The organism is Brevibacillus daliensis, from assembly GCF_021245735.1.
GTDB lineage: Bacteria > Bacillota > Bacilli > Brevibacillales > Brevibacillaceae > Brevibacillus_B > Brevibacillus_B daliensis.
Genome location: NZ_JAJISB010000053.1, coordinates 1 through 18498, shown reverse-complemented (window position 1 = coordinate 18498; position 18498 = coordinate 1). Strand labels below are relative to the sequence as shown.

General features: G+C 42.5%; 19 protein-coding genes and 7 tRNA genes. 3 read left to right on the top strand and 23 right to left on the bottom strand.

Translation table 11 applies throughout. The features are described 5' to 3' along the window. Positions 1-670: 670 nt before the first annotated feature. The 5 genes from LM917_RS23600 to LM917_RS23580 form a co-directional block, all read right to left on the bottom strand. Positions 671-1297, bottom strand: coding sequence for an SCO family protein (locus tag LM917_RS23600; RefSeq protein ID WP_232700155.1), 627 nt, complete (start codon positions 1295-1297; stop codon positions 671-673). Between the two features lie 11 nt (positions 1298-1308). Further along, complete coding sequence (locus tag LM917_RS23595; RefSeq protein ID WP_232700154.1) at positions 1309-1728, bottom strand: FixH family protein; 420 nt, start codon at positions 1726-1728, stop codon at positions 1309-1311. 34 nt (positions 1729-1762) lie between these two features. Beyond that, on the bottom strand, positions 1763-2074 hold the full coding sequence (locus tag LM917_RS23590; RefSeq protein WP_232700153.1) for a rhodanese-like domain-containing protein: 312 nt from the start codon (positions 2072-2074) through the stop codon (positions 1763-1765). 108 nt (positions 2075-2182) lie between these two features. Further along, positions 2183-3196, bottom strand: coding sequence for a cytochrome d ubiquinol oxidase subunit II (locus LM917_RS23585; protein WP_232700152.1), 1014 nt, complete (start codon positions 3194-3196; stop codon positions 2183-2185). 2 nt (positions 3197-3198) lie between these two features. Then, a complete protein-coding gene (locus LM917_RS23580) occupies positions 3199-4530 on the bottom strand; it encodes a cytochrome ubiquinol oxidase subunit I (RefSeq protein WP_232700151.1) in 1332 nt (443 codons plus the stop codon). A gap of 472 nt (positions 4531-5002) precedes the next feature. On the opposite strand from LM917_RS23580, the gene LM917_RS23575 reads away from it, so the two are divergent. Genes LM917_RS23575 through LM917_RS23565 form a run of 3 tightly spaced genes read left to right on the top strand, consistent with a single transcriptional unit; the run spans position 5003 to position 8483 of the window. After that, positions 5003-5944 carry an AAA family ATPase gene (locus LM917_RS23575; protein WP_232700150.1) on the top strand — a complete coding sequence of 314 codons (942 nt, stop codon included), beginning with the start codon at positions 5003-5005 and terminating at the stop codon, positions 5942-5944. A gap of 3 nt (positions 5945-5947) precedes the next feature. After that, positions 5948-7186 (top strand): DUF58 domain-containing protein, encoded by a 1239-nt coding sequence (locus LM917_RS23570; protein WP_232700149.1) that lies wholly within the window; start codon positions 5948-5950, stop codon positions 7184-7186. Then, positions 7176-8483, top strand: coding sequence for a DUF4129 domain-containing protein (locus LM917_RS23565; protein ID WP_232700148.1), 1308 nt, complete (start codon positions 7176-7178; stop codon positions 8481-8483). The genes LM917_RS23570 and LM917_RS23565 overlap by 11 nt, the downstream gene beginning before the upstream one ends. A gap of 97 nt (positions 8484-8580) precedes the next feature. Here LM917_RS23565 and LM917_RS23560 read toward each other — a convergent pair whose 3' ends face one another. The 18 genes from LM917_RS23560 to LM917_RS23475 form a co-directional block, all read right to left on the bottom strand. Continuing rightward, a complete protein-coding gene (locus LM917_RS23560) occupies positions 8581-9678 on the bottom strand; it encodes a citrate synthase/methylcitrate synthase (RefSeq protein WP_232700147.1) in 1098 nt (365 codons plus the stop codon). Positions 9679-9772: 94 nt separating this feature from the next. Continuing rightward, complete coding sequence (locus tag LM917_RS23555) at positions 9773-10672, bottom strand: LysR family transcriptional regulator (RefSeq protein WP_232700146.1); 900 nt, start codon at positions 10670-10672, stop codon at positions 9773-9775. A gap of 39 nt (positions 10673-10711) precedes the next feature. Then, positions 10712-11833, bottom strand: coding sequence for an NAD(P)H-dependent flavin oxidoreductase (locus LM917_RS23550; protein WP_232700145.1), 1122 nt, complete (start codon positions 11831-11833; stop codon positions 10712-10714). 824 nt (positions 11834-12657) lie between these two features. Beyond that, the gene (locus LM917_RS23545; protein ID WP_232700144.1) at positions 12658-12834 is read right to left on the bottom strand and encodes a cold-inducible protein YdjO-related protein; all 177 of its coding nucleotides are present in this window, start codon (positions 12832-12834) and stop codon (positions 12658-12660) included. Between the two features lie 100 nt (positions 12835-12934). Next, the gene (locus LM917_RS23540) at positions 12935-13177 is read right to left on the bottom strand and encodes a hypothetical protein (protein WP_232700143.1); all 243 of its coding nucleotides are present in this window, start codon (positions 13175-13177) and stop codon (positions 12935-12937) included. Between the two features lie 92 nt (positions 13178-13269). Next, positions 13270-13851 (bottom strand): ATP-dependent Clp endopeptidase proteolytic subunit ClpP, encoded by a 582-nt coding sequence (gene clpP, locus LM917_RS23535; RefSeq protein WP_232700142.1) that lies wholly within the window; start codon positions 13849-13851, stop codon positions 13270-13272. A 106-nt stretch (positions 13852-13957) separates the two neighbouring features. Beyond that, positions 13958-14215 carry a hypothetical protein gene (locus LM917_RS23530; protein ID WP_232700141.1) on the bottom strand — a complete coding sequence of 86 codons (258 nt, stop codon included), beginning with the start codon at positions 14213-14215 and terminating at the stop codon, positions 13958-13960. A gap of 3 nt (positions 14216-14218) precedes the next feature. After that, a complete protein-coding gene (locus LM917_RS23525; RefSeq protein ID WP_232700140.1) occupies positions 14219-14854 on the bottom strand; it encodes a winged helix-turn-helix domain-containing protein in 636 nt (211 codons plus the stop codon). Positions 14855-15148: 294 nt separating this feature from the next. Continuing rightward, positions 15149-15580 (bottom strand): small multi-drug export protein, encoded by a 432-nt coding sequence (locus LM917_RS23520; protein ID WP_232700139.1) that lies wholly within the window; start codon positions 15578-15580, stop codon positions 15149-15151. Between the two features lie 178 nt (positions 15581-15758). Next, on the bottom strand, positions 15759-16406 hold the full coding sequence (locus tag LM917_RS23515) for a response regulator (protein WP_232700138.1): 648 nt from the start codon (positions 16404-16406) through the stop codon (positions 15759-15761). Beyond that, positions 16403-17215, bottom strand: a complete 813-nt coding sequence (locus LM917_RS23510) for a sensor histidine kinase (protein ID WP_232700137.1) — start codon at positions 17213-17215, stop codon at positions 16403-16405. Before LM917_RS23510 ends, LM917_RS23515 begins: the two co-directional genes overlap by 4 nt. Positions 17216-17641: 426 nt before the next feature. Next, a tRNA-Gly gene (locus LM917_RS23505) sits at positions 17642-17712 on the bottom strand. Between the two features lie 7 nt (positions 17713-17719). Further along, positions 17720-17793, bottom strand: a tRNA-Arg gene (locus tag LM917_RS23500). A 17-nt stretch (positions 17794-17810) separates the two neighbouring features. Then, a tRNA-Gly gene (locus LM917_RS23495) sits at positions 17811-17886 on the bottom strand. 12 nt (positions 17887-17898) lie between these two features. Further along, a tRNA-Leu gene (locus LM917_RS23490) sits at positions 17899-17985 on the bottom strand. Between the two features lie 42 nt (positions 17986-18027). Beyond that, positions 18028-18103, bottom strand: a tRNA-Lys gene (locus LM917_RS23485). Positions 18104-18109: 6 nt separating this feature from the next. Beyond that, positions 18110-18184, bottom strand: a tRNA-Gln gene (locus tag LM917_RS23480). A 9-nt stretch (positions 18185-18193) separates the two neighbouring features. Further along, positions 18194-18269 (bottom strand) — tRNA-Thr (locus LM917_RS23475). Between the last annotated feature and the right edge of the window lie 229 nt (positions 18270-18498).

Here is an 18498-nt window from a genome sequence, read left to right as displayed (position 1 = left end):
TTGTTTCTTTACCTGTTCTTCTTATTACATTTACAATCCTAAACTCTCCTCATAAAGCCAGAATGAATGAATCGTAAAAGTAGTGTTAATGAATGTAAAGTTTTTGTATAGATTGAGGATGAAAAAATTGTCTTCTTCCTACCATAGTGGAGAAAACCAGCTTCTCTTTTCACACCTTCGCTAGAGTCTTCGCCCCACAAGGAGATTGACTGTCCGCTCCGCATTATTCATCAGGGAAGCTCAAAACGATGTATTCACTGTAAGACTTGCTGGGTTTCGCCTCTTTATCCTGATGAATACTGCTCCGCTGAGTTGGGCTTCGCCAAGTCGCTCCGTGTGAAAAGAGAAGCTGGTTTTTCATGCTTTTGGTGTTGTTATTGTTTTTTCACTGAAGCCGTTTGCAGAAGAAGCACATTTTTTGTCCAGAAGTATTTTAGGTCCTACCTAGCTACTGGGCAAAGAGTGTGGAATAAAAAGTGCAACCTGTGAGATACTGCGTAGCATTCTCTACCTTTTGCACTTTCCGCACTCTTTGCCCAGTAGCGGGCAGTCATAACACCCTTGCTGGACCTTAACGAGTTCGCAGACAAAAAATGTGCTTCTTCTGCATGCCCACTAAAAAAGCTTTTCTTCACATGGAAGAAAAGCTTCAGACTCTTTAAATTGTTACCTATTCACGGGAAAGTTTGCGAATTTCATGCATGATTTTATCTTTTTCCTCCTGCATGCTTTCCGCCATACCATATACCTGACGCATGTTCATCTCTTTATCAATTAAGAAGGTTTTCATAGTATGGACATACATACCATCTTTCTGTTTCTCTGCACCTATCCAGAAATCTTCCAATACCGGCTTCATCACATCATCTGGACCACGTAAAAACTGCCAACCAGTTGCATCAGCGCCAACAGCTGTAGCATATTGCTGTAGAACCTCTGGAGTATCGTTCTCATAATCAAATGTTATCGAAATAAATTCCACATCTTTACCATAAAGCCCCTTCTCTTTGAACTCTTCCTGCATATCCACCATGATTTGAGTCGTTAATGGACATACATCCGGGCAGCGCGTAAAAATAAAGGAAACAAGTCGTACCTTTCCATTACTATCACTTAGTTTTATCTCTTGACCATCCATACGCTCCAGAGTGAAATCCTGCATCTGTTTAATGACAGGTATGTCAGCTGTGGAATAATAATAGCGATATCCCCACATCCCCAGTACAAGAACAATGATTAATATACTGGCTAGTGGAATCCACTTAAGGTACAGAGCATTGAGATTATGTTGATCCACTTTGTCCTCCCCTAGTTCTCTATCTCGAAGTTATATGTAAATACATGGGCTTGCCCTTCATTTTCCGTCCAGTGCAACGATGCTTGCCAACTCCCTGGCATCATGATATGTGGACCTTCCGCTTCCCATGTGCCGTCCTTCTTTAATGTAAGGACTTTTTCACTTTTTCCATGCTTCATGTTAAGCATCTCAAATGTAAGGACGGCTTCTTTTCCAGAAGATATCTGATTCTTTCCGTCCGTAATCGTCACCTTATATGTATTAACGCCGGGAACAGCGGGAGTCACTTCAAAATCGGCCTTATACTGCTCTTGGATGGACTGTAGCTTTACTGTACTAGTAGCGGTTGTTTCATTTGTACCGCATCCCACCACTCCCACGAGTAAAATAGCTAGCAGGACACCTATTTTGAGGACACGAATGTTTACCACTCTCCTCCCCCCTCCTTCTACCCCATTTTGCCTTTTATCTAGCAATATCTCCTGGCCATGCTAACATGCCACCAATCATATTCGCTGCCTCGATTCCATTTTGTTGCAGGAATTCACAAGCATGATAACTACGAACACCACTGCGACACACGATATAAATTTCTTTTGATGTATCAAATTGTTCAAGCGAGTATGGTACGCTTCCCAACGGAATCAGAATGGCTTCTGCAATATGACCAGCGTCCCACTCATCATGTTCGCGCACATCAACAATCAAAATATTTTCTTCCTTGGTTAATTTATCTAATACTACTTCAGGTGCCACTTCTTTAATGCTATCAGCCATCTTACTTCCTCCTAATAATTGCGATAATTCAAATATATCATATGTATACCATATGGAATCAAGAGAAGTACTCTTAACGAGCACTTCTCTTGAAGGTTTGGTTCCTGATTATTTTTTGCCCTGGACATACTTCGCGTCAAACAAGAATAGTCTCATCAATAAAATTAAAGATGGGATTAGCAGACATAATCCAGCTATAAACCCAATCAACAAAGCTTTCATCATTTGTGGACTGTTAATTCCTTCCGTTACTGTGATATACGGATAAAGGATAAAGGGGAGATGCGCTTTCCCGTACCCGAAAAAGGCAAAGAAAAATTGTAGCATGACGCAGACAAAAGCCCATCCATATCCTTTCCTTTTATATAGAAGGAAGGCTGCAACAGCAAAAAACAAAAAGGATGCTATGAAAAACCAGCTGTTATCAACCATTTTTGCAAAATGATCAGGATTATGCCCTCTAATTGTCCAAAACACAAGCAGGCTAGCCAATATAGTAGGCAATGCCCAAATCATGGCGTAGGAATGTAATAGTGTGGTTGCCCCTTTATCATTTGCCTTGTTCGCATAAAAAGTGAGGAAAGTTGCACTAATAAATAGTACGCTAACCAGCGCCAGAAAAATAACCGCGTATGTGTAAGGAGTAGATAAGAGCTTGCCCATTAGCAGGATAACCTTGTTCCCTTCCTCAACAATAAATCCACCCTCCGATACGACCAGAACCAGGGATAATGTAGCAGGTAGTAATAAACCAGTAATTCCGTATATGCCATAGTAGGAAATACTATCTCGTGCACCATAATGGGCAAAAGCATAAAAAGCTCCCCGTAAGGAAAGTAACACAAGAGCAATACTTCCCGGTACTAAAAGCGCAGTCCCGTAATAATAGGCGCTCGAAGGGAAAAATCCGATCAGCCCAACCAGAAAAAAGACAAGAAAGACATTGGTTACTTCCCATACGGGTGATAAGTAGCGCTGAATAATGTTATTTACCAAATGATCCGTTTTTGTACGTCTGGAATAGTAGGCAAAGAAACCAGCACCAAAATCAATAGAAGCTACAATCAGATAACCATAGAGGAAAAACCACAAGACCGTGATACCCAAAATTTCCAAGGACATGTTTATTCCTCCTTCCCATACTTCTCAAGCTCGATCTCCACAGGCTTATCCCTGAACATCTTCAGTAACACCCCTGAACAGAAGATTCCCAGGAAAGCATATAATAGTAGGAAGAGGATTAGCATTTGACCTACATTATCCGCCGTTGTGGCAGCATGTGATGTTTTCATATAACCGACCAGTATCCAAGGTTGTCTGCCAATCTCCGCAAAGACCCACCCTAGCTCGATAGCTAAAAATGCGAGTGGCGAACCTGCAACTGTCGCCCACAATATCCACTTTTTAGGTTTTCGCTTTCGAATTTTTACGATGGCAAAATAGAGAACCGGTACAAGAATCATGTAGCTCCCGATTGCTACCATACTGTCAAATAAGTAGTGAATGAATAATGGTGGCCATTCACTTTTTGGTATGTCATTAAGCCCGATCACTTCTCCACTCGGTTTATTTGTTGCTAAAATACTTAATGCATACGGGATCTCTATCGCATATTTTACCTCTTGTGTCTCCTTATTTAACACACCACCTAGAATTAGTTCTGCCTCTCCTTTTGTATCAAAATGCCATTCAGCAGCTGCTAATTTTGCAGGCTGGTATTTAGCCAGGAATTTACCCGCGATGTCACCATATAACGCAGTTCCCATAGAGAAAATGAATGCCAAAGTCAAAGTGAAATGTAATGCTTTCTTATGATAACTATGTTTCTTCCCCTTTATCAGACTCATGGCTGCAATCGCTGCGAGCGTGAATGCAGCTGTGGAATAGGTAGAGAAAACCATATGCCCCACTTTTGAATGTGTAGCTGGATTAAACATGGCCCCAAGCGGTTGAATATCACGTAGTACCCCATCTACCATCGTGAAACCTTGTGGTGTGTTCATAAAAGCATTTACTGTCATAATAAAAAATGCCGAAGCAGTCGAACCAACTACGACTGGAATAGAAATTAGCCAGTGTATATATGGATTTTTGAAACGATCCCATGTATAGATATATATTCCTAAGAAGATCGCCTCAAAGAAAAAAGCAAAGGTTTCTAGAAAGAGTGGTAGAGCAATTACTTCTCCAGCCAGCTGCATAAAAGATGGCCATAACAGGTTAAGTTGCAGTCCAATACAGGTTCCCGTAACTACCCCTACTGCTACAGTCACAACATATCCCCTCGTCCAGCGACGAGCCATTAAGGTATATTGCTTATCTTTTTTTCGTATTCCAATAAACTCAGCAATTGAAATGACTAGCGGTATACCGACGCCCAATGCAGCAAAGATGATATGAAAGCCAAGTGTAATTCCCGTTAGTATGCGAGCAAGCATTGTGCTATCCAGTTCCAACGTAAATCCTCCTTTATCTTCGGTACACGTATATAGATAATATTTTCCATTTGAGAAGGAACATACTCATTTATACACAAAACAGGAATCTTTGTACCATTCTTCTAAAATACTTCTCTCCTTAGCAATTTATTCTTATCTGCTTCATACCTTAACCAATACTGAACACAAAAAAACCTTCATTGCTACTAGCAAGAAGGTCTACGTGATCATACTTAATTCAATTGGTTCCATTACTTTCGTATAGTAAAACCAGACAGATGGACTACCCCAAATCTGGTAAAATAGTTCAATACATAGTAAATAAACATAATCCGCCATCAAAATAGCGATTTATTTCAGCCACCATTCAAGAGTCTGTATAAATTCTATCGTGTTATTCTATGTTCACCATTGATTTCCTTTGTTAAAATACAATTATGTTAAATTTTAGGAACATATTAAAAAAACTAGAAATATACAGGAGGCTCCTATGCACGTTGAAAAGATTCAAAAGCTTCTAAACACTATTAATTCCGTAATCGTTGGAAAAGAAGAACAAGTACAACTGGTAGTAGCTGGCATGCTTGCAAGAGGTCACATTCTCTTAGAAGATTTACCAGGAATGGGGAAAACCGTCCTTGCCCGAACGTTATCACAAGCGATTGGCGGAGAGTTTAACCGCCTTCAATTTACTGCCGATCTTCTTCCCTCTGATGTGGTAGGGCTTCATTATTTTAATCCGAAGCTAAGTGAGTTCGAGTTAAGAAAAGGGCCTGTTTTTGCCGATGTATTGCTGGCTGACGAGATTAACCGAGCCACCCCTCGCACGCAATCAGGTTTACTTGAGTGCATGGAAGAGCGCCAAGCAACAATTGAAGGGATAAGTCTTTCTCTATCCCCTCAATTCTTTGTTATCGCAACACAAAATCCGATAGAATCAGAGGGTACATACCCACTTCCAGAAGCTCAGCTTGACCGCTTTTTATTCCGAATATCCCTGGGATACGGTACAAGAGAAGACTCTCTTGCGATGATGCGACGTTTTCGAATTGATTCACCATTGGACAAAATTGAACCAGTCCTTCAACTGGAAGATCTCGCTACTATGCAGGAAGAGGTTCGACACATTCATGTAAGTGAAGCAGTGGAACAGTATATTATTGACCTAACTGAAGCATCTCGTCATCATGCGTCCGTAGAAATCGGAATTAGCCCACGCGCTATGTTAGCTCTGGTTCGGGCTTCCCAGGCTATTGCCTATGTGCAAGGTAGAAATTATGTACTGCCTGATGATGTGAAGAAAGTAGTTCCACCTATCTTAACCCACAGAATTCGTTTAACAATGGAAGCTGAATTAATCTTGACGGAGAGCGATGTGGTTATGGAAATTATTCAATCAGTACCTTCTCCTGTAGAAGAGAGTGTGCGATAACTCATGGGTACGAGTGATCTATACCGTTTGCTTGGCGGTTTGTTTTTTACTATTGGATTATTCACTTTCACCTGGTTTCTGTTTATATTAGGAGCATTTTTCCTCGCTCTACCTTATTTTCATCAGTGGTGGAGTAAGCGAGTCGATTCCTGGATTCAAGTCACATGCACAAGCAATCAAAGTCGCGTCATGCCCGGGTCTGCTGTTTCCTTGCAACTCTCAATCATAAATCGCTCCTATCTTCCTTTACCAAAAAGCATGCTGACATTTCAGCTACCTCTTTCCGTTCAAGTAGAAGGGGCAGATTTCATTACAGAGATCAACAATATTAACAGCATTTCGCTTAGCCTGGATATCCCTGCACGGTCCCAAATATCCAGAAGTGTTCAGATTGTTCCTAATGCCAGGGGTGTTCTCTGGCTACGTGAATTAAAGCTTACGATGATCACTCCTTTTGCTACAGATAACATCACGCTAGATCGACCTATTCGTTATTCATTACTGGTATACCCAACACTTCTTCCTTTATCAGCTTATAAAGGTGGGGCACTTGAGCCTGTTGGCAATAGACTCTCCGTACAGCGTATGCAAGACGATCCGGTATTTATTCGCGGGGCTCGTAACTATATGGCTGGTGATCGAGTAAAGCATATCGACTGGAAGGCAACCGCAAAAACAAGCTCCTTACAAACACGATTATTCGAATTTACTGCTCAGGAAAAATGGGTAGTACTTGGCCATATTTTGCCTGCATATGATTCAAAGCATCATCGTTTTAACGATAATTTGAATGAACAAACAATTTCGATGATCGCTACTACCATTACTCGCTTTCGCCATCTAAATATTCCGTATACGTTACACCTTTCTGTGAAACAGCGCGGGAAGGAATACCTACAAATCCCGGAAGGAAGCGGTAAAAATCATTATGTTCATGTCATGACTCATTTAGCGAAATTGCATCAATTCGTGCCAACTTCCTTAATTCCACTACTGCGTAGACTGGAGAGAAGCACGAACCGCCTTTCTGTTCTGGTCATATCTCATCAGTTTACAGACGAGACAAAAAGAATGCTAACGCGCCTTTATGTAAATGGGCATCAACTAGTACTCCTTGATTTATCAGGAGACCAACCTGTATATCGTGCATTTGACAGCAAGGAACTGGCTACCATTCACTCTAGCTCAACTACTACATCATCAAAAGCTGGAAGGGAGCTGGATTTCGTTTATGAAGGATAATTTTTCACTTCGTTACTCCCTGTTTCTTTCCATGGAGGCACAAATATGCACGATATTATTGTTGATTTCCACGGCTTTGACCTTACAAGTAACTACCGTTCTGCTTTTTTTCGGAACGCTTACCTTACTCTTTGCTGCGGGAGCGCTCTTCTATCAAAAAAGTAAAATGCGCATGGATATGCTTTTACTTTTATATGTACTTACCTTTGGAATTGGCTTACTTGCCTATGTTTATTTCGATTCCATTGCTATTGCCCTGATTGGCGCGGCGGTGTTTTATTGGCGCATACATGCTAATTCTTTTGAATCGCTTAGCCTCTATGATTTTACTCGCACCTTTGCAACTCTTATGGCGCTTTACTTTGTAAAGCTTGTCCTATTATTTTTTGCGAACGACCCAACCTTGCCTGTAACTTATACGCTTATGTTTTATTCTGCCCTATGGTTTCTGATCGTCTGTTGTTATGGAGAATATTTGACTCGCCCTCCATCCACTACATTCACAAGTCGTCCAATGTTTAAACTGACAGGGCAAAGACTGGGCGTGCAAGCCGGATTGATTGGTACTTTTATTCTTATAGCATCTCTTAGTTATTACATCATTTCCAGCTTGCTTCAGCTCATATTGCATCCATTGGCAAAAGTTTTCTTCTTCCTGATCGCCTATTTGCTAAGCGGAGCTGGTGACCTGATAGCTTTTATTAAAAGAATGTTAGCTCCCAATCAAGCTCTTCAGTCAGAACCACCGACTAAAGACGAAAAATTACCGCCTGTTACACAAACGGAAGAAACCCTTATTGATATACTGGCACCTTATATTCTTACGTTCTTGACAGTCGCCATTATCTATTTGATCGCGAGACGAATGTGGCTCCATTCAAGAATGAAAGACCAGTTAAAACAAGAGGAGAAACTGGAAGGCACTCCATCTACTGTTTCATCTCTACCTCCTATGCATGGAATGACAGAGGAAGCCTCCTCTATCCAACTAAGAAAATGGGAGGTACCTGAAAATGACACAGTTCGTTATGCTTACTACAAGTTCCTCGTTCATATGAATACACTTGGCTATTCTATTAAAACCGAGGAAACGAGCAGTGAGTATATGCGTAGATTACGCGCCTCCTATCCTGATCCAGCCTTGGTTGATTTGGCCCAAAAACTGACTGGCTCCTATGAACAGTATCGTTATAGTGGCACAGTCTTAGCTGAAGAAGAAATATCACATGTGATACAGTGGTCGGATCAGCTTAGAATGTTTATGGTACATGTGGACGAATCTGCAACGACTGACTAGCTTATACCGCAACAAAAAGAGCTTTTCCCTGCCATAAGGCACAGGAAAAGCTCTTCTTTTATCACGATATTACAGTTTATTCAAAATTTAAAGATTATTAATCTGGCATTTTTCCCGAATATTCCGACTCAGGACGAATGATGCGGTTATTCTCCGCCTGCTCCATAATATGAGCACACCAACCGACTGTCCGGCTTAAAGCAAAGGTTGGGGTAAACAATTGGTCGTCCAAGCCTACTGCCCGCATGACAGCAGCTGCAAAAAACTCTACATTCGTGTGCAATTTGCGATTTGGTTTATATTCTGCAAGTAGCTCCATTCCTACCTTTTCCACGTGTGTAGCTAGATCAAACCAAGGATCGTCAGCCGACAACTGTGAGGCAACCTTTTGTAGGGCAGTAGCTCTCGGATCGATTGTTTTGTAAATGCGATGACCGAATCCCATTAATCTATCGCCTTTTTCCAATTTATTACGGATCCATGATTCCGCATTTTCTTTTGTTCCAATAGCTTCAATCATCTCTGTTACTTCTGATGGAGCACCACCATGTAACGGTCCTTTTAACGCCCCAATGGAAGCGGTCAGTGCTGAATAAATATCAGATTGTGTAGAAGCCACGACACGCCCAGCAAAGGTAGAAGCATTCATGCCATGTTCTTGTGTCAGAATCAGATAAGCATCAAGTGCTCTTACGTGTGCCGCCTTTGGTACGTCCCCTTTTAGCATGTACAAATAGTTGGCGGTATGTCCAAGATCTCTCCGCGGTCCAACTGGCGCTTTTCCCTCTATCCTTGCTTGTCGATGAGCAATAATGGTTGGGATTCTTGCTGTTACCCCGATTACTTGTTGGATAGTAGGCGGCCAGCTTTGACTTGTACACCCGAGTGCGGATACCGCTGTGCGCAACACCGACATCATGTCTCTATCTAAAGGTGTAGCATCAATAATTTGTGTAACATGCTCTGGTAATGCCCGCTCGTTAGCTAGAGAAGTTTGGAATACAGTCAATTCTTCAGAAGTTGGCAATTTTCCAAACCACATGAGATACGCAACTTCTTCAAACGTATGGTGAACGGCTAAATCACGTGCCCAATGTCCTCGGTACACTAATAGCCCATTTATGCCATCAACTAAACTTAACGATGTCTTCGCAACAGCAATTCCCTCTAATCCAATGGCGAGTACCTTTTCCATTCGCTTCCACCCTCTCTTTTTTACTAGTATAACAACTTGCTTTAATAAGTTGTAATAAAAGAAAACCGAGTAATTAATTACGATTTGCTATTAATTATTGAACTTTGGGTAGTGGAGCGTACAAAGAAGCTAAAATTTCGACGAATCTTTCTCTCGGTCCTGTCACCGGTTGTTCAGGGGTAATAAGATAGGACGCTACTTTTGGTAAGTCCAAACCTGGTGTTGGTAGTTCCATAAAGCGATTTTCAAACAACTCTCTACGAATCGAGGAACGGGGCAGGAAGGAGATGCCCAACCCTTCTTCAATAAAACGTTTTGTTATATCTACGTGAGTAACAACCATCGTATGAATTTCAAAACCGCGCTGTCTTAGGTTAGCTAGCAATGGTTCCCAGTATACCGGATGATTGTGTGTAAGCAGCCGCTTGCTGGTTAGCTCCTGCTCCCAATCAGGCAAAGGCGACTCCATATCCCCACCGTAATGGGGAACCGCAAAGACAATAGGGTCTGTTTGCATGAGATAAGCAGATAATTGCCACTCTGCTGGAATCATTCGTGACAATCCTAGATCAGCCTGGCCACTTTGTACCATTGCACCTATATTAATGGAATCAGCAATTTTGATCGTAATATCAACTTCTGGATTTTCTGCTGTATAACGGTGGATCAGGGAAGGAAGCGAAGTACGGGCAATGATTGGTGATACCGCTATTTGCAGTGTCTCTTTGTATCCCTGTTTCCAAGCCACCATATCTTCCAGTCCAGCATTCCAATTGGCAAGAATCATTTGAGCATGGTTTAGAAATCGCTGTCCGGCAGTGGTCAGCTTTACTCTTTTTCCCACTCTCTCAAATAACTCAACACCTATTTCACGTTCCAACTGCCGAATATGTTGTGTAACAGTAGGTTGCGCGATGTAAAGCATTTCCGCTGTCTGGTTAAAATTCTCACAAGTAGCCGCCACCTGAAATGTTTGTAAAAGCTTTATATCCATCCACTGACATCTCCATCCCGTTCATTCATCTGCACATGCTTATTGATCAGTATTTCTACTAGCTACTGTACATAAACCAGTCAATCGCTCCATTCCTTGACTTGCCTCATTCATCAATTGTTCTATTATATCACTAGCACTTTCTTCTCGTTTTAAAAGGGCAACACCCTGTCCTGCCCAAAGGGACATGAAATGGGAGTCATTCACTTTCCCAGCAGCCTGTCTGATTTCTTTTGTGATCTCATTTTGTATTGGGTAAGGAAGAACATCTAAGCCGCTCTCCTGAAACTGCTCCATAAAGGTATTGCGAATTCCTCGTGCAGGTCTACCAGAAAATGAACGAGTGATGGCCGTATCAGTCTCCTTCGCTTCATAGAGTCTGGACTTATAAGCCATATGAGCCGTACTCTCTGCACAACCAAGAAAACGAGTTCCTACCTGCACCGCATCTGCTCCCAATGCGAGCGCTGCTACGATACCCTGACCATTCATGATTCCACCTGCTGCAATAATCGGGACTTCCTGTATGGACGAGCAAAGTAATGATACTAGAGGTAGTGTTCCGATACATTCGCCTGGTCCAGTTTCTCCCGGTGCAAATGTACCTCGATGCCCTCCTGCCTCTCCACCTTGAGCGACAATTGCATCTACACCTTCTTCTACCAGAAGCCTCGCTTCCTCAAGCGTTGTAGCCATACCAATTACTTTCATGCCTGCCTCTTTTGCACGTTTTCCGTATGACCCTGGCAATCCCATAGCGCATGAGAAAACGGCTGGCTTTTCTTCAATAATCACTTGGAAACACGCTTCTATCTCCTCTTCTAATACCGGCCATTCACCGTTCCATCTCGGTAGACCAAACCGCTCACGTACTTGATTTATCCAATTCATACACTCAGGGCTTATTACTCCATCAGCTGGTTTATCAAACAATAATAGATTAACAGCAAACGGACGGTCCGTCAGCTCTCTCACTTTACGAATTCTCTCACGCAATGCTTCTGGAGTTACATAGGCGGCAGCAATCGTGCCTAATCCACCTGCTTCACAAACGGCAGCGACTAGCTCTGCTGAATTAATGTTACCTGCCATTCCTGCTAAAATAATCGGTTTATTTAGTTGAAAATTCCGACAAAAACTCGTTTGTAAGGAAATGCTCATATTTGCTCTTCTCCTTATTTTTGATAGGTAGTCAGTCTTTCCTGTACTGCAAGTTTATGCTGTTTTTCATTCCTTTTTACCTTATTCTGCTTACTTGCCGTGATCTCCTGTTACCATTACAGAAGACAGGCAGTGAAAAAGAGATCGTCTTCTTCCTACCATAGTGGAGAAAACCAGCTTCTCTTTTCACCCTTCGCTAAAAGTCTTCGCCCCGCAAGAGGATTGACTGTCCGCTCCTCATTATCCATCGGGGAAGCTCAAAACGATGTCTTCACTGTAAGACTTGCTGGTCTCGCTTCTTTTTCCCGATGAATAATGCTCCGTTGGGTCGGGCTTCGCCAAGACGCTCCGTGTGAAAAGAGAAGCTGGTTTTTCATGCAAATGTTTGACTTTGAATTTTTTCGTTTCACTGCAGCCCTTTGCAGAAGAAGCACATTTTTTGTCCAGAACTATTTAAGGTCCAACCTAGCTTCTGGGTAAAGAGTGCGGATTAAAAAGTGCAACCCTTGAGATACTGCGTAGCATTCTCAGCCTTTTGCACTTTCCGCACTCTTTGCCCAGTAGCGGACAGTCTTCGCTTCCTTGTTGGACCTTAACGAGTTCGCAGATTAGAAAACTTGGTTTTACCAAGCCTTTGGCGCAGGTAAAGCCTTAGTTGCACTTATGCAGATAGGAATTTTTTAAATTCCTATCTGTCAAAAAATGTGCTTCTTCTGCATGCCTACTACAATTGTCATTATAAAGTCTTTCACACCTAAAAATTTTATACTTTCTAATCTTATAAGAAAAAAAGCTGGCTTTTAAAATAGCCAGCTTTTCTTCCCTTACTCTATCCGAATATTCTTCATTTCCTCTTCCATCTTGCTGCTACATAACGGACAACATGGGTCGTCAACGAGCACGAATTCTTTCCGTGACCAACAGTTGCAAGCGGTACACTGCCATACAAGGGTGTCCTCATAGACGTGTTCTTTCACTGTGCGTTTTGAACGATATGTCATTGCTTCCCCTATCCTCCCATACAGATTCCTTATTAGTCTATGCACAAAGAAATAATGAGAGAACTCATCCTAACGAAAAATTTATCCAACTTTTGTTTCACTATTGAGCTGATTCATTGCTTTCTTGTTTAGCACGATCCAGTAACGTGCGAACAGCAGCCGGTTTTTTTCGTTTTCGCTTTGCTTTCTTTTTATCGATGGTAAGATATGCAAGGACTAATAGCACAAGGGTTAGCATTTGACTGGTCATCGATACGTCACTACTGAACAGTCCACTGATTCCTACTAAATGAGTCAGGATCGCAAGTAAAATCATGATTTTTCCAATTTGAATTGATTTCACCTTGTTACACCTCATTAGTTCAGGGGTCAGATGCCACCTTTGTGAATTCTATCTGCTTTACAAGGTATTCAAGAGATAGCTGAAAACTCCTCCTAGTTCTTTTCAATGATTTTGTCCACGATCCCGTACTGCACAGCTTCTTCTCCTGACATGAAGTAATCTCGATCAAAATCCTTTGCTACTTTTTCCAGCGGTTGGTTGGACCTCTCCGCAATGATGGAACAGAGCAATCGCTTCGTTTTGAGCATCCATTCAGCCCTAATTTGGATATCTGATGCCTGCCCCTGCGTTCCTCCCCAAGGCTGATGGATCATCACTTCTGCATTCGGCAATACAAATCGTTTTCCAATGGCACCACCCACAAGTAAAATCGCACCCATCGAAGCTGCCATTCCCACACATATGGTGGAAACATCCGGAGCAACATGCTGCATGGTGTCATAGATGGCCATACCTGCCGTCGTGGACCCGCCTGGACTATTAATATAGAGATGAATGTCCCTTTTTGAGTCCTCTGCTGCCAGGAATAATAACTGTGCAATGACCGCATTTGCTAGCTGATCGTCTATTTCACTACCAATAAAAATAATTCGGTCCTTTAGCAGCCTGGAGTAAATATCGTAGGAGCGTTCGCCATATTGCGTTTGTTCAATAACAACAGGGATAAGACCCATATTACTTCCTCCTTTAGTTGGCACTTCCCCTGTAAGAGAAAATGGTGGATGGGGAAGTCTTTTCATTTATTTTTTGCGTAAAAGAATACTGGAAAACTAAGCTGCTCTAAGCTACTCTGCCCATCAGCATAGTCGAACGGTTCATTGCTTTCACATACGTGCTCGTACGAGTAAATCCAGATGAAACCATAATCATTTTGCCTACTGCATCAGTTCTTCCCGATAACGTCCACATAACAACCGTCGCTTCCTGCTCATTTTTATTTTCCCATTGCAATACTGGTAGTGGCTGTTCTGTATGTTTTTCTTCGTTTATGCTAGTGACTTCTACCATATTATCATTCTTTTTTTCCTGAGTGTTCATGAATTACTCGCCTCCCATTTCAGGTTTCGGATAAATCGCTATCCGCACTTGGTAAGCTTGCTGATTCTCGGCTGGCTTACTATGGTTGAAATCCTGCTTGTTTTTATCTGGTGTTTGAACGTCATATTTCTTCATCAGACCTTGAAGTAATTGCACATACTCTTCTACAAAACGAGCTCGCTCCTCTTCCGTTGCTAGCGTAACTTCGCCCGATAAGGTCGCACTAGGTACGTGTTCCGAATCGGCTTGCTCCAACAGTTGCATAGCTTCACGCTTCATTTGATCTGCCGTTGCCACGACAAATGCCAGAGATCCTTGGTCCTTTAGCTTCTGTACAGTCTCATCTCTCATTCCCAGTGTCTCTGCCAGCATAAATGATTTGGCAATCGCCTGGTACATGACTTCCACCAGGTTACGTACCTGCCTTGTTCCCACTCTTTTTACCAGTCCCGATTTTTCTAGCGTCTTCAAATGATAATTCATTTTCTGAGGGGTCTCGTTCATTGCCTTGGCTACTTCGGTTGCTGAGGCTGGTGTAAGTAAATGGTTCAGCATGGTTGCTCGTAATGGATGTAATAACACCACTGCTTGTTCCGGCATCGTCACCAGATAGGTATCTACTTGTTCCATCGGTTTCATGATCGTATGATTCCCCCTTTCGTACAATAGTATTATTACGTAAAAACATTTTATTACGTGAATGAGCCTAATGTCAAATGTTTCCTCGCACAAAAAATTTAATACTTAAGTCAAGCAGATTCCACTCACTTTTGTGTATGTTGTCGTGACTGCTAAAGGTGTCAGCCTAAACCAGTTGATCGAAACGACCAAGCAGATGACTTGGCGATAATAGCTGCATAGAAAAGAAAGGAGACGATCTGCTTTGACAGATTCGTCTCCTTCTTTTTCGCTTTCTTGTCATTCTGTTAAGAACTACAGGCCTGTTAACGTCAGCACACCAAGCGCAACAGCACTGGTCAAGATGGCACTCCAAATTACAATCCCCACTGTCATCCAGAACATCAGTTTATCAGAAGGTGAGCCTAATGAAATTCCGATGGCCGCCCCCAGTGGTGCACCCAACAGCAACGGAGAAATCAGACCAAGACCGATGACCCCATACTTTTGCCAAATACGGGTTATCCGACTCTGCCGTTTTGATTGTTTTTCCAGACGCTTTAATAACCACTGTCTGAACGATCCACCTAGAAAAATAACGATTCCTGCACTCAAGATCGCTCCTACAGCACTCAAAATGGCTGTCGTTACTGGACTTAGCTGAAGCATAAAACCAAACGGAATAGCCGCCCACAGCTCCAGCATTCCCATTCCAACGACAGTAGCCCAAGATACCAGCTCTCCCATAATCGCACTCCTCTCCACTATAGATTGTTTATCTATAATAAGTACGATCTAGTTAAAATAAAGTGACAAAAATTTACTATGACGTAACATCTCGCCGAATAAATACCTTATAGCCCACGATGAGGGTAGCCACTGCCTAACAGTGGCTTCATTCAGATAAGCTGTATTTTTCCCTTTACTATTCAGTTGTTAAACCGTGACGGAGCGCATATGCAGCTAACTGTACACGATTATCCAAATATAATTTTTCCAACAGGTTTTTCATGTGATTCTTTACCGTATGCTCTGTAATAACCAATCGTTGGGCAATTTGTTTATTGGTCTCTCCCTTTGCCACATATGCCAATATTTCTGTCTCTCGTGGTGTTAGCACACTTGGATCAGGCTCATCTGGGAGTTGTCCTGTGCGAAATTTATAAAATAGCTTGTTCGCCATCTCACGAGAGATATCACTTTTTTCCTCTAGTAATGCTCGTAGATAGGAGAGCCAGTCAGTCGGATTCATATTTTTGAGCAAATAGCCCTGCGCCCCAAATTGAATGGCGGTAAAGAGATCGGCTACGTCATCCGAGACACTTAGGATCACAACCTTGATATGAGGTTCTAACTGCTTGATGCGCCTAGTTGCTTCTAAACCATTGCACCCCGGCATGTTAATATCCATTAGTACCACGTCAGGCTGCAATTCCTGGCACAGCTTCACACCTTCCTCACCATTTTCGGCTTCCCCTACAATCTGAAAAGAATCATCTTCATCCAGCATGCTTCTGATGGCAGTTCTCGCCAATACATGATCGTCTACGATTACTACCCGGTGTTTATTCATTTTCCACTCTCTCCTTTAAACGACTTGACCAGGATCTCTGTTCCTCCAAGCTCACTAGGCTTAATTTCAAATGTAGCACCTAAAGAAAGAGCGCGTTCCCTCATCATCGATTGACCCCAATGCTGCTTACTACTAGTAGTATGATCCAAATCGATCCCGACCCCATTATCTCTGATTAGTAAATGCCATCCTGTGCCGATCATTTCCCAGCTCACTTCAGCGTGGCTGGCATCTGCATGCTTCCGTATATTCGTAAAAGCTTCTTGAACAATGCTAAAAAAAGCAACTTGTTCATTTTCTCTAAAATATTTATCAATCCCTTGTAAATTCTGTTTTACTTCAATGCCTGTGAGTAAGCTCCACTCATGTAGCCATTTTCCTAGCCGTTCTGATAATAAAACGCCTTCTTCCGGATTAGAGCGAAGATTAAAGATAGCTTGACGCAATTGACCATCTATTTCTGAGACAGCCGATTTAGCTTCATCCAGCTTACCTTGGTTCACTTTTACATGTAAAAAGAAAATAGCTTGGGCAATATTGTCATGCAGCTCCCGCGCCAATCTTTCCCGTTCCTGATACACCGCATGTTTGGCTTCTTCCTTTGCCAATTGGGCGCTCATTCGCTCAATTTTACGAAAGACCCATACTGAAAAAATAAAAGCTAAAATGAATGTCATGATGGTAATCATCACGTTTCCTTGGTCCATTGTAAAATAGGGCAATAAAAACTCATGCCTTGCATACTCAAAACCACCAATTGTGATGGTAGGTAGAAGGACTGTCAAAATTTTTAACCAACGATAATTCAATGTAACCCTCCTAACATTTCTCCCATCATATTGGCATCCTGTGTTAGATGCTATAATTTATTCCTTTTCTCTTTCTATTTATTATAAATGTCTTTCCTATCAGGGTTAAAGGCAAATTCATGAAGAATTATGAGTCTTGAAAAAATAAAAACCCCGTGTATGTACACGGAGCTCGCTGCTTTGAAACAAATGATGATGAGTTATTGAGTCAGACGGACATGCGTAAGTGGCCAGTAGACAATCTTGGTTCTACCAACTACCTCTTCCAGAGGGACGGTTCCAATCGAATGACTATCCTTGAAAACAGTTTCGTACGCTCCAAAAAGTTTATTTTATCCAGGCTATTCAAAGCTAGTAATGAGACTCCAAACAAAAATGGAGGCCACCTCAATATGAGGTAACCTCCATTTTATCGTTCATGTATGAAGCGGGTGATGGGAATCGAACCCACGCGACCAGCTTGGAAGGCTGGAGTTCTACCATTGAACTACACCCGCATATATGCGTGCCCTGAGAGATTCGAACTCCCGACCTTTTGATTCGTAGTCAAACGCTCTATCCAGCTGAGCTAAGGGCACATAATTGAATAAATAAGTGGAGCGGACGAAGGGTCTCGAACCCTCGACCTTCGCCTTGGCAAGGCGACGCTCTACCAATTGAGCTACGTCCGCACAAATCATATATGGTGCGGTCAAGAGGACTTGAACCTCCATGGTGTTGCCACCACTAGAACCTGAATCTAGCGCGTCTGCCAATTCCGCCATGACCGCATGAGATGACCGTCTAGTATCAATCCGAAAACAAAAAAAAAATGGTGAGCCATGAAGGACTCGAACCTTCGACCCTCTGATTAAAAGTCAGATGCTCTACCAACTGAGCTAATGGCTCCCAAAGTGGCTGGGGTACCAGGATTTGAACCTGGGAGTGACGGAGTCAAAGTCCGTTGCCTTACCGCTTGGCTATACCCCAACAAAAAAATGGTGCCGGCGAAAGGACTTGAACCCTCAACCCCCTGATTACAAGTCAGGTGCTCTACCAATTGAGCTACACCGGCATAATTTTTCATATAGCCAAGTTAATGAGAATTAAAATGGCGGAGCTGACGGGACTCGCTTCTTATTGGCGCGCCTACGTCGCATAAACTTCCTAGGCAAGCCAAATCATTGTGCGCGAGCATCACTTCCTCGACCAATCTCCGAGGGTAAACCCGGAATGGGTGAGAGGGACGTCAACTTCGTTGAATAAAATGGCGGAGCTGACGGGACTCGAACCCGCGACCTCCG